Origin of the sequence: Dickeya sp. NCPPB 3274 (assembly GCF_000406205.1) — a bacterium.
GTDB classification, from domain to species: domain Bacteria; phylum Pseudomonadota; class Gammaproteobacteria; order Enterobacterales; family Enterobacteriaceae; genus Dickeya; species Dickeya fangzhongdai.
In genome coordinates, this window is sequence record NZ_CM001979.1 from 3,200,850 (window position 1) to 3,215,079 (window position 14,230).

Genomic DNA, 14,230 nt, shown 5'->3' on the forward strand with positions numbered 1-14,230 from the left:
TCGCGCCTGGGTTTAGGTACCTACCCCGATGTATCGCTGGCCGATGCGCGTCAACAGCGTGACGGCATCCGTAAACTGCTGGCGCAGAATATCAACCCCGCACACCAGCGGGCGGCTGAAAAAGCGCCCCGTTCACCAGAAAAATCATTCAAGGTTGTGGCGCAGGACTGGCACAAGAGCAACCGGACATGGTCAGAGAACCATGCCGCCCGTCTGCTTGCCAGCATGAACAACCATATCTTTCCGGTTATCGGGCACCTGCCTGTTGCGGAGCTGAAACCCCGTCATTTCATCGACCTGCTGAAAGGCATAGAGAAAAAAGGTTTACTGGAAGTGGCAGCCCGTACCCGGCAGCACCTGTGCAACATCATGCGTCATGCTGTGCATCAGGAACTGATAGAACACAATCCGGCGGCCAATCTGGACGGTATTATCGCCCCGCCAGTTAAACGTCACTACCCTGCCCTGCCGCTGGAGCAACTACCGGAATTGTTGACGCGCATTGAGGACTACCGGCAAGGACGGGAATTAACCCGACTGGCCGTATCACTCACCCTGCATCTGTTCATCCGCTCCAGCGAATTGCGCTTCGCGCGATGGTCAGAAATTGATTTCAGAAACCACATCTGGACTATTCCCGCTACCCGCAAAGCCATCCCCGGCGTACGTTATTCCGGGCGTGGCGCGAAGATGCGTACCCCGCATATCGTTCCCCTCTCCCGGCAGGCCATCGCTATTCTGAGACAGATACAGGAAATCTCCGGACATCAGGTGCTGATATTTCCCGGCGCTCACAATCCGTATAAACCGATGTGCGAAAACACGGTCAACAAGGCGTTGCGCCTGATGGGCTATGACACAAAAAATGATATCTGCGGTCACGGGTTCCGGGCTATGGCCTGTAGTGCGCTGATGGAATCCAGCCTGTGGTTACAGGATGCGGTTGAGCGCCAGATGAGCCATCAGGAACGCAATAGCGTGCGGGCGGCTTACATCCATAAAGCGGAATACCTTGATGCCCGAAAAGCGATGATGCAATGGTGGTCGGATTATCTGGATATGAACCGGGAAAATTACGTTGCGCCCTATGTTTATGCGCAAGTGACGCTGCTGACCCCTCAAGAGCAGTAAAAACGCAATGAGCCACGGGTTCATTGCCGGAGTAAACAGTGTGCGCCCCGCCGTGACTGGCGGGGCGAGGTGTCTGGCTGTCAGGCCGACGGTTTGCTGCGCGACCAGATCAAGTGGTGCTTGCCATTCTCTTCTTCGATAAGGCGAGCATAGAGGGTTGCCGGGAAGGAAGGGTCGTCGAGCGTCACCGACAGATAAGGCCGTTCGGCCTGGCTGATTTTCCGCCAGGCTGCGCCGATGTCGTAACCACCGATGGTCTGAATGCGGAAGTCAGGGGCGTGCTCGCTGCTTTTGTCGCAGGGGATAAACCTAACCTTGACATTCAGGGTCAGGGTGCGGACGGTGCCAGTGAAGCCGTTGTTTTGTGCGGTGAAGGTGCCGATGTTAGCCATGATGTTGCTCCTTTCGGATTTTTAAGGTCGCGCCTGTCGCGTCCTTTGTGGTGATCCGAATGGCAGGAGCCGAGCTGGCCGCATCGCTTGCGACCGTAACACCGTGAAGGACCGGAAGAGGCAAAGAATTTGCTGCGCGAGGAAGGCGTTTGCGCCGGGGAAATTGTTTGCTTCTTCCGGTTGCGTCCATAAAGCCCGGCTCCTGCAAGGATTCACAACGTGCTCAAGGACGCATAGGCTGACCAAGCCGAAAGGCGCATTGGCTGACCCGGCTTCCCCGCACGACGGCTTTACCGGCTCCTCTCCTGATTCGGTCAAGGCCATCATCCCCGCGACAGGCGACATGCCCTGCTGCCAGTCCCTCGGTGCAAACAGCCTATGGCGTCAACCCGGTCATCAGGCCGGACGGTATATTGGTGACGCATTCTTCATGACCGCAACACCATCATCGCCAGTGTCAAAAACGGCAAGCATCCATGCAACCTGACGCAGCAAGCTATGGCAAACGAAAACGCCCCGTCAATTACGCTGGGGCATCCTTTTAATACTGAAGGGATGCCAATTACCCTTTCTATACACTCAAAGACACCTGAATTAACACGTAATAACCAATAATGACAGCAGCACATATATTTTCATGACAAACTGCATCACCTTAAGTAAAAATTTCATTCTATAAATTCAATCTGACAGAGCAGTTCTGGGCTGTTCAGGCCAGTATGAAACGATTTGATGGCATCCATTCATAAAACTAAAGAGTGCATATCTCAGATGCTGTGGTGGTGCTGCCACAGCAGGCGGTAGCCCAATTGTGATACAGGCTACATCACTCCTTGTGGATTTGTTATTTTATTTACTGAAAAAACAAAAATAACATAAACCAGGTCATTCTAAACAACTTTTTTCATCCTATTGATTTACATATAAAATTTTAACGTCATACCCGGCAACTTTATTAACCAATAGTGACTCGCTACACACAGGAAAGGTTGTCATGCTGAGGAGATTACATCATGCAAAAACAGACCTTCCTTTTAAACACGAAAAGCAGTATGCCTGAATGGATGACGATACAAGAGGCAATCAGAATAGCTAAAAGAACAATAAAAATAGAACTGACAGACAGTGATATTTATCGCCATGCTTTATATGGCGACATCAACCTTTCCATCTACTTCCAATCACCGATCGTTTTACGAAAAATACGAACATTAGATAATAAATTGAAGCTACGGCCAGTCGGGCACTCATTCATCGACCGACTCTGTTTGCTTGATCGAAACAGTTTCCTTAGCAAAGGAAATCTTATTCTCAGTACTGAGGGAAGATATATTATCCCCTCCCAGCCAATTATCGATACGCTATTAGCGGGACATGAGTACGTTATGGTACAACGCTTGCTTGCTCGCTCCCTGCACATTCCATTGCCACACATCGGTGAGAATGAGATCAATTACGGTATATCAGTAACCCTTTCAGGAGAGATATTTCAGGTATTCGAAAAGCTCACATGGCAGGAAAGAATAAACCAGAAAATCATGCTGCTCCCTGAAAAAATGTCGACTGATATTTATCAAAGAATTTTACAACAAGGCGTGAATCCAGACCTCCGAAAGGCTTACTTTCCGGTTCATGACCTACCGCAAGATGCCTGCTTTGTCATCCGGCATACTGAACTGGAAAAGTTAATCAACATGCCGACCAAAAACCAAGCATCCTCGTCGTCTTCCACGCGGATATCCACGCCGTTATCCCGATTATTCTGGCTCGCCTGTAAACATAATGAGGCTATTAGCCCATTAATTAGGCAGCCCTATAAACTGTTGTCCATTTTTGAGCAATGGGCATCAACTGATGGTATCACCGACCATCTGAGTGGTGACACACTAAAAACGGCGCTGGAGCGCGGATCCCCCACATCCATTTCGGGATCTGGTTAATAGAGTCCGTCCTCATTCAATCCAGGCTGTGTCTCTTAATCACCTGCGTGGTGGAAAATCACATAGCGCTTACAGGTGATGGCAGTGGCAATGTACGAAATCGGCTCATAAATAAACGAATTTAATGCATTTTTCACCATCAATCAGTGAATATGAATTAAGAGACACAGCCTAATATCTGATCGTTGAATTAAACAGCATAAAAAAGCAGCCGGAGGATCGTTAGAACCGCTTCCGACCTTACATTCTGAGATTCTCCTGCCTACCGGGATTTATTTCTGCATTATGAGGTTTGAATCTCAATGGAAAAATCAAATCCAATCAAGTTCGCCTCTTCAACACGCTGTTTAAACTTATCTGTTACGAAAACTCTCCCTATATCTTCTTCTATAGAAAAAAGATAATCATCAGTAATATTTGATGAAATAAGGATTGGCTTCTCAATTATGAGGCCGTTTTTAGCTTCACGATATATAGAACGTTCCCTATCAAAACACCCATGCAAACCATTGGTGGGATAATAGCCAAAAAAATCTTTTTTCTTGCTTTCTGTTAACACCCTCAATATTTCCCCTCTCGGCCTCAATATATCATCCAGCACCTTTATAGCTGCATCACTAAATACAAAAAAAGGACTCAAGGCTCCACTAAAATCAAATTGATAATTTTTTTTACCTTTGTCATTCTTTCTCAGCTCCAACCTTACTTCGCTGTAGTCGTTAGAAAATGCTTTCCAGCGTCTCATCATTGCCCTGCCAATAATGCTGCTTTCTCCATCTGGATAGTCCTGGATAAATGAACAAGATTCCATGGAGCTTGAATGCAATAAATATATCTTCATAGTAGAACATTACTCCAACTTGCATCTCGATTAGCGGAGGAAAGAATGTCTCTAATCTTTCCGAGCTCATTAATAACTTCGTCCTTACCACCCAAGATATCAGCCTGTATAATCCTTTTATTTACCGCTGCCAAATAGTCATCTGGATGTCTGCCATTGTGAAGTATCCCTGATAATCCATCTGTATTATTTCTGTTTGGCAGGAAAACTCCGTTATCAGCTCCATTTATATCTATTTTATGCTTATTCAAAACATCTCTGGCTGGCTTAGCACCTTTGGAGGTTTCTCCAACAATATGATGCGCTGCTGAATTTACAGGCCTCGGGGTCCCTGCGTTTTCCATTTTTTTCGCCAGTTCACAGCTGGTTAGCCCAAACGGATCAACCCAAGTATTGGGGTTCGGCACATACGCATAGTTCTGCTCACCACCCAGGATGCTCAGTGGGTCTGGCGAGACATAGCACCCACCGGCCGGGTCGTAGTACCGAAAGCGGTTATAGCACAGCCCGCTTTCGCTGTCACGGAGCTGCCCGGCGAAGGCCAGGCCGGGGTCCGGACTTTCCGATTTTTCTGTTTGCCGACGCCTCTGGTCCACTGCCGGTGCGTCTAGCATGACACCGATTCTGGAACAAGTTGATAAGAAATAAAAGATTCGGTACGCGATACTGTTAATACCAATGAGATAATCTATATTATCTCATTGGTAATGATTGATTTTTTAAATTTTAATCTACCATCGAAAGAAAAGCGTTTATCATGGTTTTTTAAGCGGTTTGAATAAAGAAAAAACCAGCGTCGGTATGTTCTGAGATATCTTTTTTCAGAAAAAGATATCCTATGGCATCGGATAATCCTAATGCTCCTCCATCTTTGGATGGAATGTCTGAAGAATATATTTGGCAGATAAAATAATACTCACTCAACAATTCATTACAGCCATTAACGCCGTTTGGTAATTCCTTTGAGAAAAAGGAGAATGCAGGGAAAATATCGCTTTCTAGTTCTCTGGGTTTGAGCGAAAAACGGTTGGTTTGGCTCCCATTATCAGCTTTAAGAAATGGGTTTTCGCTGACTATTACTTTTGTGAATCCTTTTTTTATATAGTTAAATTCGACCTGGTCACCAGAGTAAATGATATCATCTAGAAAATATCTTTCTTCAGAATAAGTTGAAAAAACAGAAGTGAATTTATCTTCAGGAAGTATTACTTCGCTAATATTTTCATTAAAACGGTTATTATCAATCGTCATCAACAGTTTTAGATCTTCTCCAAGCGGATTCTGTGGCCAATCCAAGTCGGTGTTTTTATCACCTCCGAGTATAATCCCAAAATCATTATCATTTGTTGCATGCTGAAATTGATAAACAGTTTTCATCTTAGCCTCATTTTTTTGCGCATTTGCTGAGTTTTGAATAAAAGCTCTCAGATTTTTTTCTTAACTGCTCAACCCGTTCTGCTGGTACGCCAGCCCTTTTCATGGCTTCCGATGTAATATCCAACTCTCCCTTTATTGTTGATGCAAATTGGTTTGGTCCCAAACCTTTTTCAGCTCTGACTACACTCTCATGATAATGAACACCACCAATACCACGAGTATCTTTTAATGGCCCTCTGGTATGATGGTCGAGATCTAACGCTATAGAGGGATTTCCACTTAGCCGGGCATCGCCTGCTAATCCTGATTGCTTTAAAAACTCATGCCTAATAAGCTCATGTGCCTGTAATCCATCGCCAACATGGATAGAACCATTTAGGCTTCCATATGTACCAATGTCAAACAAGCCTGCTAAGCCGAAAGGATCGATCCAACTAATTGGGTTGTGTACATACCCGTAGTTACTCTCCCCCCCCAGCTATCCCTATCGGGTCTGGCGAGACATAGCACCCGCCGGCCGGGTCGTAGTACCGAAAGCGGTTATAGCATAGCCCGCTTTCGCTGTCACGGAGCTGCCCGGCGAAGGCCAGGCCGGGGTCCGGACTTTCCGATTTTTCTGTCTGCCGATGTCCCCACAGCGTGGCTTTCGGTGCCTGCCAGCGCAGTGCGCCGTCCTGTGCGAACAGTGCCTGCGGTGCGCCGTTCTGGCTGCTGGTCGACAAAATCCGTTTCCCAGTCGCCGCCGGTGTGCTGGCGCTGTTGTACCACCAGCTCCCAGCCGTTGTAGACCCAGTGACGACGGGCCACCAGTTGGCCGTGGCGGTAGTGGCGGATTTCTGCTATCTGGTCGCCGTCCCACAGGTAGCGAATTTCTTCGGCTTTCTGGTCGCAGCGTTTGCCCACCCGGCGGCCAAACGGGTCGTAACGGTACAGCCAGCGTTCGCCGTTTGGGGTATCCACCACCCGCAGCTGGTTGCGGCTGTCCCAGCGGTACTGCCACACCTGTGGGCGGTAACCCGGCTGCAGCACCTGTTTACGGCTAAGCCGTCCGGCCCTGTCGTACTGGTAGTGGGTATCATCGTGCTGAATCAGTCTGCCCGGCCTGCCATTCGGTAAGCCGTCCCGCCTCCTGCGGCAGGCCGCTGCGGGTGTAGTGGTAGCGGGCGGTGGTGTCCACGATTTTGCCCGCGCCGCCGCTCAGCACTGCCTGCACCCGGCCGGTGGCGTCCAGCCGGTAGCCTTCAGCCTCGCGGTTGTGGCGTACCCCGGTCAGGTTGCCCGCGCCGTCGTAGCGGTATTCCCGCGTCTGGGCCGCCAGCAGGCGACCGTCGTGCTGCGCGCCGCTTTGCTCTCGCGTCAGCCAGCCCATCACGTCGTATTCCCGCCGCTGCACAAACCCGCTGCCGCCGGTGCGGAGCGACTCCCGGCCCGCTGCATCCTGGGTCAGCGTCAGCTCGGCACCGTCCGGCAACTGCACCTGCCGCAGTTCGCCGGTGCGGGTGTAATGGAACAGGCTGGTGAGCGGCGCAAGGGCGTGTGTGCTGTCGTCCGCATCGCCGTCCCAGGTCAGGGTGCGGGTGACGGTGCGGGCCGCGTCATCGTACTGGCGGGTGAGCAGCGTGCCGTTGTGCCACTCGCGCACCACCCGGTCGCGCAGGTCGTAGTCCAGCTGTACGTGACTGACCGACGAGGTGATTTCCGTCAGCCGACCCACCGCGTCATAGCGGTAGTGCAGGCTGTCATCCGGCGCGGTTTCACGCAGCAGCAGGCCGCGGGCGTCGTAGAGGAAGTGGCGGGTGTCGCCTTCGCCATTGCGCACGCTGATGCACAGACCGTCTTCGTCGTAGTCGTAATGGGTGTCGGTGCCGGTCATGTCGCGCTCGCGGATGACCCGCCCGTCGGCGTCCAGCCACCACTGCCAGCGGCTGCCGTCCGGGGCGATAACCGTTGTCAGCTGCTGGCTCTCTTTATCGTACTCGTAGTGCCAGGTGCGACCTTCGGCATCGGTGCGCGCGGTCAGCAGGTCGAACGGCCCGAAGGTCTGACGCCACAGCGCACCGTTGCCGTCCACGTAGCTCAGCAGGTTGTTGTGGCGGTCGTACTGGCGCCGCTCTTCCCTGTCGTCCGGGCGCATCAGCTGCTCCGGCAGTTTCCAGCTGGCCCGGCGGTAACCGAGCCCAAAGCGAGCGCCGTCCGCCCGTTGCCACTGCACCACCCGGTCCTGCCTGTCGTAGCGTAACTGCTGGGTGCGGCTCTCGGCGTCGGTGGCGCTCAGCAACCGCTGACGGTGGTCATACTGCAACCGCGCCTGCACCTCGCCGGCGGCGTCGCTTACCTGCGTCAGCAGGCCGTAGCGGTTCCAGGTAAATCGCACTTCGCTGGCATCCGGCCCGGTCAGCCGCTCCGGGTTGCCTTCGGCGTCATACACCCAGCCCCATTCGCGCCCCAGCGGGTCGGTGACGCCGCACAGCCGCTGCGCCTCATCATAGTCGTACTGCCACTGGTGGCCGCTGGCGTCGGTAAAGGTGCTGACCCGCCCGGTATCGTCCCGATAGCCGAACTCGACCACCCGACCGGCGGGCGAGATTTCCCGCAGCAGGTTGCCGTCATCGTCGTAGTCGTAGCGGGTGACGTGACCGAGCGGGGATTTTTCCCAGCTCATCAGATGCAGGTCGTTAAAGCCGAATTCGCTGCGCTGGCCGAGGCCATCGGTCATCACCACCCGGTCGGGGTGGTAGTCGAAGCGGGCGGTCAGAAAACCGTCGGCGCAGGTGGTGTAGACGCAGCGCCCCTGTGCGTCGTATTCGTAGCGCGCCCAGGTCTGGTCGTGGTCGTGCCAGCGGGTCAGCCGATGGACGGTGTCGTACTCGTAGTACAGGTGATAGGCCTGGGTGGCGTTGGCCTCAATCAGCCGGCCCTGTTCGTCCTGACGGTATTCGGCCAGCAACGTTTTCTGGCTGCCGTCGGTGCGCTGAATCTGGTGCAGGAATTCACCCTGCCATACCAGCAGCAGGGTAACGCCGTCGCTGTGGCGCAACTGGCGCAGGTAGCCTTTCGGGTCGCGCACCAGCTCGATGCGGTTGTCGTGGGTATCGCGCAGGGCGGACAGCAGCCGGCGCTCGCCCTGTACCACGCTAAAATCGCGCCAGGTCTGCTGGTCGCGGTGCCACAGGCTGAAACCGTCGCCCCGGCGGTGCAGGGTAAATTCCGGGTAGTGCGGGCAGTACACCGCCTGCACGTCCTGATGGAAGGTAAAATCAATGTCGTAGCCCTGTGCCAGCGTGATGACCACGTGGGTGTTGAGGCCGTCGCGCGTCACCGTCGCCACCTCGCTCCCGCTGTCGTGCCAGCCGCGGCCCAGCAGCCCGACATGCACGGAGGCGGAGCGGTAGGTGCGCTGGAACACCAGCGGCAGCGTCTGACCCAGTTCGATATCGGTACGGGATTCAATCACCTCGCCGCTGGCGATGTAGACCGGGTCTTTGAGGAAGCCGCGCACCGCTTCCGTGACACGCGACAGCCCCTTGTTGCTGCGAAACCCCTCACTGGCACATTTAACGGCGCTTTTCAGTCCTTCCAGCGTTTTCAGCGCCCCGACACGCATCCCCCGCAGCACCGCCATCGGCCCGCGGGTGAACAACTTGCCCAGCCCTCTGAACATGCCGCGGCTGGGCGGCACCAGAAACTCCACCGCAATCAGCAGCGCTCGTTGCAGTGCGGTAAATTCTTCGGCTATCTCCAGATAGGTGCCCTGACCCGAGCCGAAGAATACCGTCGAGGCGCCTTCCTTGAGGGTGGCGCCGCACACCGTCTTGTCGTCAATGCGGGCGGCCGGCGCGTCGTTCACAAATACCGACTCGCTGCCCTGGGCTATCAACTGCGGACCACTGTGCCGGGTGCAGGCGACGGCATCCTGGGTGGCGCGGGCCACCGGCTGCTTTTCGACAAACACGTTGCCGGAGCCGGACGCCACCGGCCCGAACGACGGCGAGCCGCTGTCCACCATCGCCGAGACCTTGCTGGATACCGAGTCTATCAGGCCGCCCAGCAAACTGACCGCACCAAACCCGGCGGCCAGTTTCACCACCCCCACCACCAGCGCCGCGCCCATACCGCCGGTGCCGATGACGGCGACCGCCACCGCCGCCGCCGCTGCCGCTGCCACGGCAAACACGGCCGCCGCCACCAGCGCCCCGGCAATCGCCCCGAAGATGGCGCCTTTAAAACTCTTGTGCTTGATGGTCTTGCCCGGCGAGGTCGGCGGCTTGCCCTGACAGGGCTGTGGCCGGTCGGCGGGCGGGTTGGGTCGATTACCGGCGTGCATGGCCCCCACCCGGGCCACCCGGCTCAGAATATCGTTCAGCATCGTGACTCCCTTCAGGACGCGGCGGTAAACGTCTCAATCACCGCCAGCAGGGCGGTTTTCTGTTCATCCTTCAGTTCGCCGGCGGCGGTAAGGGTAAAGGTCAGCAACAGCTCGCCGCGTACCTGCATCACCACCACCTGATGCATGGGGCCTTCCGGCGAGCGCCAGCTGTACTCCAGCCCGCGTGCAGGTTGACCATCCAGCGTCAGTTCCCAGGCGGCACGCTCCTGATAGCCCTTCAGGTGGGCGGAAAACTGTGACAGCGTCTGTTCATAGACGGTGTCCGGCGACAGGCCGAACTCAATCGGCGTGCGGTTGACCACCAGATTGGCGGTATCGCCCGGCAGCACAAACACGTGCAGCGACTCGTCGCGCCAGCCCGTCGGAATAGCCAGGGTGCCTTCGTTCATCTGATACATACGTTGCGTTTCCCTTAGTTCAAATCGATACGGGTGCCGTTCAGCACCAGTCCTTTACCGGTAATGGCAATGTTGCCGTCCTTATCAATGGCGATGTAGCCGCCGGCGGTGGCAATCAGGATGTCGCCGCTCTGGGACTGGATGGCGATATTGTTTTTCACCTGCAGCGACTCGTTGTCGTTGACGGTGGTGTTGCGGTTTTGGGTGACGGCGACGGTCTGCTCGCCCTGAATCTCGGTGACCTGATTTTCCTTCACCGACACCGTCTGGTTGTGCTGCACCACCACGGTCTGGTCGCCGCCCACGTTCTCGCTATGATTGGCATTCACCGCCGTGCTGCGGTTGTTCAGCACCACGGTGTTCATGTCCTTCTGGGCGTGGATGAATACCTCTTCCTGCCCGGCCTGGTCTTCAAAACGCAGTTCGTTGAACCCGGCGCCCTTGTGGGTACTGGTGCGCAGCGAGGTGCGGGTCTTGTTCGCCGGCAGCGGATACGGCGACGGGTTGGTGGCGTGAAAGGTGCGCCCGGTGACGATGGGCTGGTCCGGGTCGCCTTCCAGAAAGCTCACCACCACTTCATGACCGATGCGCGGAATGGCAATCAGCCCGTACTGGCCGCCGGCCCAGCCCTGGCTCACCCGCACCCAGCACGAACTCTGGTCGTCGCTGGCGCCGTAGCGGTCCCACGGGAACTGCAGTTTCACCCGGCCAAATTCGTCGCAGTAAATCTCTTCGCCCGCCGGGCCGACCACCGTCGCAATCTGCGGGCCGTCCACCATCGGCTTGTACGGCATGGCCGCCCGCCAGGTGGTGGTGGCTTTTACCACTTCGAAACTGTTGCTGAGCGTGGTCGGTTCGCCGCCGCTCTCTTCTTCCAGCGCCTGCGGCTGCTGCCCGCTGTGGGTCACCGCCACCACCTGCCAGGCCAGGTTAAACGCCGGGTTCGGGTGTTCGGTGAGGGTAAAGGTGCTGCCCGGCATCAGTTCGGCGGCGTTGGATTCGCCGCTGCCGGTCATCGCCCCGGCGCGCAGTGCGTCCAGCCGGTAGCCGGTAAACGCCTTGCCGCTCGGGTCCTGCTTGAAGCGGCCGGGGTAGTCGAAGTGCTGGTAGGATTCGCGCTGATGGCCCAGCTCGCTGCTCATCCTGTTGTGCAGCAGCCCGTAGGCCGGGGTTTTGAAGCTGTAATCCTTCAGCGCCACCTCGGCGGTGCTCACCGCTTCGGCGTAGCGGAAACGGCGCACATAGGCGCCTTCGGTCAGCCCCTGCGTCGCCAGGTTGAAGAACAGTTCCGGACCTTTGGACAGCGCGCCGGCGTCGTCGGCGAACACCACCCGGTGCTTGCCGGCGTCGAACTCGTGGAAGTAGAACATCCCTTCTTCTGCCGCCAGCCGGTTGATGAACGCCAGGTCGCTTTCGCGGTACTGCACGCAGTATTCGCGCACCGCGTGGTCGTGGCGCAGGGCGAAGGCGTAATCGGTAATCCCGGCTTCCTCCAGCAGGGCGCTGATAATCGCGTCCGGTTTTTGGGTCTGGAAGATACGGGCGTTGGTGCGCAGCCCCAGCCGCCACAGCGCCGGGCGCACCTCGGCCTGATAGCGGGTGCGGCGAAAGCCGGTGTCGCCCTGGGCAAAGCGGCTGACGATGCCGCTGACCCGGCGCTGCAATTCGCCTTCGTACCACACCAGCAGCTCGCACGGCTGGTCCAGCACCGCGCCGAAGTCGATGCCGGGCTGGCTGCTGGCCAGATTCAGCGACAGGGCGAACGGCTGGTTCAGCGCCTCGCCGAGTTCAAAATCCACCACCGCGAAGGTACTCTCCGGCAGCGCGCCGATTTTTACGGTGAACTGCAATCCTGTACTGTTGGCCACCTTGCTTCCTCCTTACGTCCCCGACCTGCGTCCGCACTCAGCGATGGCTGCCGCCACGGCTCAGTACAGACTGAACACAGCACAACCCGGACCGAAGTCCGGGTTAAGGCATCATTACGCTTCGATCGGCGCGCGCCAGTCATCAGAGCCGGAGGTGCCGGCAACGGTATGTTCCCAGTCCACCTTGCGGTAGGCCAGCGACACTTCGATAAGCTGGGTGTAGTCCTGCTTGGACGGGTCCTGGCAGTGCGGCATCTGGTTGTTGATGTCGACGATGGTGGCGTCGGTCAGGGTGGTAGTGAAGAAATGCTCCTGCTTGCCTTCGACAGACGTGCGGAACCACTTCAGGGTCACGGTCGGCAGCATTTCGCCAGAGGCCAGCGCGTTATACAGCAGCGGCACGGCTTTGTTCAGCGCGACGGTGAACTTGAACGGTTTGTGCACACGCTGGCCTGAAGGCTGGCCGGACTGCGGGTCGGTCGGTACGGTAACGACGTGGTTGAATTCCTGCACCAGCATCTCGTCTTCGTGGCCCTGCACGTAGATGTTGCCGACGGAGTCGGAAGTGAAGGCACCGGCGGTGATATTGCCCTGGGTTTTCCCTTCGATGCTGATATAGCATGGAGTTGGCATAGTCTTGCTCCTTGTTGTTGAACGGTTAGTATGACTTCGCCGTTTATAAAGCAACTTCCATGCCAATTAATATATTATTGTTTTTAAACACAATTCACTTAAGTCAAATTTTCCCTAAGTCAAATTTGAGCAAAAAATTGCGCAGACCTCCCGAAAAAACGGCATCCATTGCGCAAACAGGGATTTATGCTGGAAAGTGAGCAAGAAGTTGCGCAGATTTTGTGATCATTCTGTGGAAGGATGTTTTATGAACTATTGGCGTTCAGTTTTTTGTGATTTAAATCACATTTTTTTGTGCAATCGTTGTGGGAGAGTGTTAACGAGGAAGCGAGATGATAACTAAATGCAAAGAGTTTCCGGAAAAAACGATCCTGCTCACGCCTTGCCACTTTTGGGACAAACTATCCGTCAGCGGAGAGAACTTCTTGGTTTGTCGCAGGAAAATCTGGCAAGCGCTACAGGTATTGATCGCAGCCACATGGGCCGAATCGAGCGGGGTGAACGCAACGTTACCCTGCTGAATTTGTTACGCATTGCAGATGCGCTTGAGTGGAGTCTGGAGCAGCTTTTTGCTGCCGCTAAACTCTGAAATTACAGTTGATGGCACAAGTACAACCTTAATCTGTATCCCAGCAAGGTCAACGTAGTAGCGAAGAGTGATACAGGTGGCTGAGTTAAAAAGTCACTCTCCCCTACCCTACCTGTCTTGCGTCATCCACTCCTCGACTTATGCGTTCGACGAAAACCAACCGGTACATCTATGCTCTATGAACGAAGACAGGCCCGATAACATCGGGCCACAGAGCACAAAAGACAAACCAGGTAAAAGACTAAAAAATCAAACATATAAGTGTGATTCGGACATTAATAAAGGGACACGCCTATTGCTGCCCTTCTCTACCCGGTTCGGCACAGGCGTGGCTAACTGTCGGCCGGGGGATATTTTTCCTGATCAGACCGGAGACGAGAACGTGGGGTGCGTGGAATTAACCGCCCCTGTTCGTCAAAATAGCGGCTCGGCCAAATCTCATAGGCCGGCACGCCCAGCGCCTCGGCAATTAGCAGCTCCCCTTTGGGCCACGGACGGATAAGCGCATTCCCCAGCGTGGAGGAATTCAGTCCGGCCGCCCGCGACACGGCAGCCAGCGTGGTTCCCCGTTTGTGAAGCCTGGCAATGATGTCGGCAGAATGCCAGTCGATTTTGTTCATGTCTGTTGCCCCTCCTGATAACAAGATGATGTAATTATCCCGTTTTGGGATAAT

The 14,230-nt window shown here is 55.1% G+C and carries 11 protein-coding genes and 2 pseudogenes; 3 read left to right on the plus strand and 10 right to left on the minus strand.

The annotated features are described in order from the left end of the window. The coding region (locus DXX3274_RS14385; protein ID WP_042860359.1) for a tyrosine-type recombinase/integrase at positions 1 to 1,131 on the plus strand (1,131 nt) is incomplete at its 5' end. 80 nt (positions 1,132 to 1,211) lie between these two features. Here DXX3274_RS14385 and DXX3274_RS14390 read toward each other — a convergent pair. Further along, positions 1,212 to 1,523, minus strand: coding sequence for a DUF736 domain-containing protein (locus DXX3274_RS14390; RefSeq protein WP_042860361.1), 312 nt, complete (start codon positions 1,521 to 1,523; stop codon positions 1,212 to 1,214). 1,013 nt (positions 1,524 to 2,536) lie between these two features. Here DXX3274_RS14390 and DXX3274_RS14395 point away from each other — a divergent pair. Beyond that, positions 2,537 to 3,463 (plus strand): hypothetical protein, encoded by a 927-nt coding sequence (locus DXX3274_RS14395; RefSeq protein WP_042860362.1) that lies wholly within the window; start codon positions 2,537 to 2,539, stop codon positions 3,461 to 3,463. A 283-nt stretch (positions 3,464 to 3,746) separates the two neighbouring features. On the opposite strand, the gene DXX3274_RS14400 is transcribed toward DXX3274_RS14395, so the two are convergent. The 8 genes and pseudogenes from DXX3274_RS14400 to DXX3274_RS14430 all read right to left on the minus strand — a co-directional run bounded on the left by DXX3274_RS14400 (position 3,747) and on the right by DXX3274_RS14430 (position 12,967). Next, positions 3,747 to 4,304 (minus strand): hypothetical protein, encoded by a 558-nt coding sequence (locus DXX3274_RS14400; RefSeq protein ID WP_019845674.1) that lies wholly within the window; start codon positions 4,302 to 4,304, stop codon positions 3,747 to 3,749. Next, positions 4,301 to 4,888, minus strand: a pseudogene (locus DXX3274_RS22945) (RHS repeat-associated core domain-containing protein); the annotation flags it as partial. The gene DXX3274_RS14400 and the pseudogene DXX3274_RS22945, both read right to left, overlap by 4 nt. Before the next feature lie 181 nt (positions 4,889 to 5,069). Beyond that, positions 5,070 to 5,681, minus strand: coding sequence for a hypothetical protein (locus DXX3274_RS14410; RefSeq protein ID WP_042860364.1), 612 nt, complete (start codon positions 5,679 to 5,681; stop codon positions 5,070 to 5,072). 7 nt (positions 5,682 to 5,688) lie between these two features. Further along, positions 5,689 to 6,087 (minus strand): hypothetical protein, encoded by a 399-nt coding sequence (locus DXX3274_RS24275; RefSeq protein ID WP_238556129.1) that lies wholly within the window; start codon positions 6,085 to 6,087, stop codon positions 5,689 to 5,691. Further along, positions 6,088 to 10,047, minus strand: a pseudogene (locus DXX3274_RS14415) (RHS repeat-associated core domain-containing protein); the annotation flags it as partial. Positions 10,048 to 10,058: 11 nt separating this feature from the next. Further along, positions 10,059 to 10,466 carry a DUF1795 domain-containing protein gene (locus DXX3274_RS14420; protein WP_038920648.1) on the minus strand — a complete coding sequence of 136 codons (408 nt, stop codon included), beginning with the start codon at positions 10,464 to 10,466 and terminating at the stop codon, positions 10,059 to 10,061. Positions 10,467 to 10,480: 14 nt separating this feature from the next. Continuing rightward, a complete protein-coding gene (tssI, locus tag DXX3274_RS14425) occupies positions 10,481 to 12,334 on the minus strand; it encodes a type VI secretion system tip protein VgrG (protein ID WP_042860367.1) in 1,854 nt (617 codons plus the stop codon). Between the two features lie 114 nt (positions 12,335 to 12,448). Further along, complete coding sequence (locus DXX3274_RS14430) at positions 12,449 to 12,967, minus strand: Hcp family type VI secretion system effector (protein WP_022633128.1); 519 nt, start codon at positions 12,965 to 12,967, stop codon at positions 12,449 to 12,451. Positions 12,968 to 13,310: 343 nt separating this feature from the next. Between DXX3274_RS14430 and DXX3274_RS14435 the strand changes: the two genes are divergently transcribed. Continuing rightward, positions 13,311 to 13,556 carry a helix-turn-helix domain-containing protein gene (locus tag DXX3274_RS14435; RefSeq protein ID WP_012769232.1) on the plus strand — a complete coding sequence of 82 codons (246 nt, stop codon included), beginning with the start codon at positions 13,311 to 13,313 and terminating at the stop codon, positions 13,554 to 13,556. A 332-nt stretch (positions 13,557 to 13,888) separates the two neighbouring features. Here DXX3274_RS14435 and DXX3274_RS14440 read toward each other — a convergent pair whose 3' ends face one another. Next, positions 13,889 to 14,176: a helix-turn-helix transcriptional regulator gene (locus DXX3274_RS14440; protein ID WP_042860370.1), complete on the minus strand. Its 288-nt coding sequence runs from the start codon at positions 14,174 to 14,176 to the stop codon at positions 13,889 to 13,891. Between the last annotated feature and the right edge of the window lie 54 nt (positions 14,177 to 14,230).

What these genes read in the sequence shown, in the direction of transcription:
- DXX3274_RS14430 (WP_022633128.1), bottom strand. Translation starts at nt 12,967, where the DNA reads ATGCCAACTCCATGCTATATCAGCATCGAAGGGAAAACCCAGGGCAAT.
- DXX3274_RS14435 (WP_012769232.1), top strand. Translation starts at nt 13,311, where the DNA reads ATGCAAAGAGTTTCCGGAAAAAACGATCCTGCTCACGCCTTGCCACTT.
- DXX3274_RS14420 (WP_038920648.1), bottom strand. Translation starts at nt 10,466, where the DNA reads ATGTATCAGATGAACGAAGGCACCCTGGCTATTCCGACGGGCTGGCGC.
- DXX3274_RS14390 (WP_042860361.1), bottom strand. Translation starts at nt 1,523, where the DNA reads ATGGCTAACATCGGCACCTTCACCGCACAAAACAACGGCTTCACTGGC.
- DXX3274_RS14400 (WP_019845674.1), bottom strand. Translation starts at nt 4,304, where the DNA reads ATGAAGATATATTTATTGCATTCAAGCTCCATGGAATCTTGTTCATTT.
- DXX3274_RS14440 (WP_042860370.1), bottom strand. Translation starts at nt 14,176, where the DNA reads ATGAACAAAATCGACTGGCATTCTGCCGACATCATTGCCAGGCTTCAC.
- DXX3274_RS14410 (WP_042860364.1), bottom strand. Translation starts at nt 5,681, where the DNA reads ATGAAAACTGTTTATCAATTTCAGCATGCAACAAATGATAATGATTTT.
- DXX3274_RS14395 (WP_042860362.1), top strand. Translation starts at nt 2,537, where the DNA reads ATGCAAAAACAGACCTTCCTTTTAAACACGAAAAGCAGTATGCCTGAA.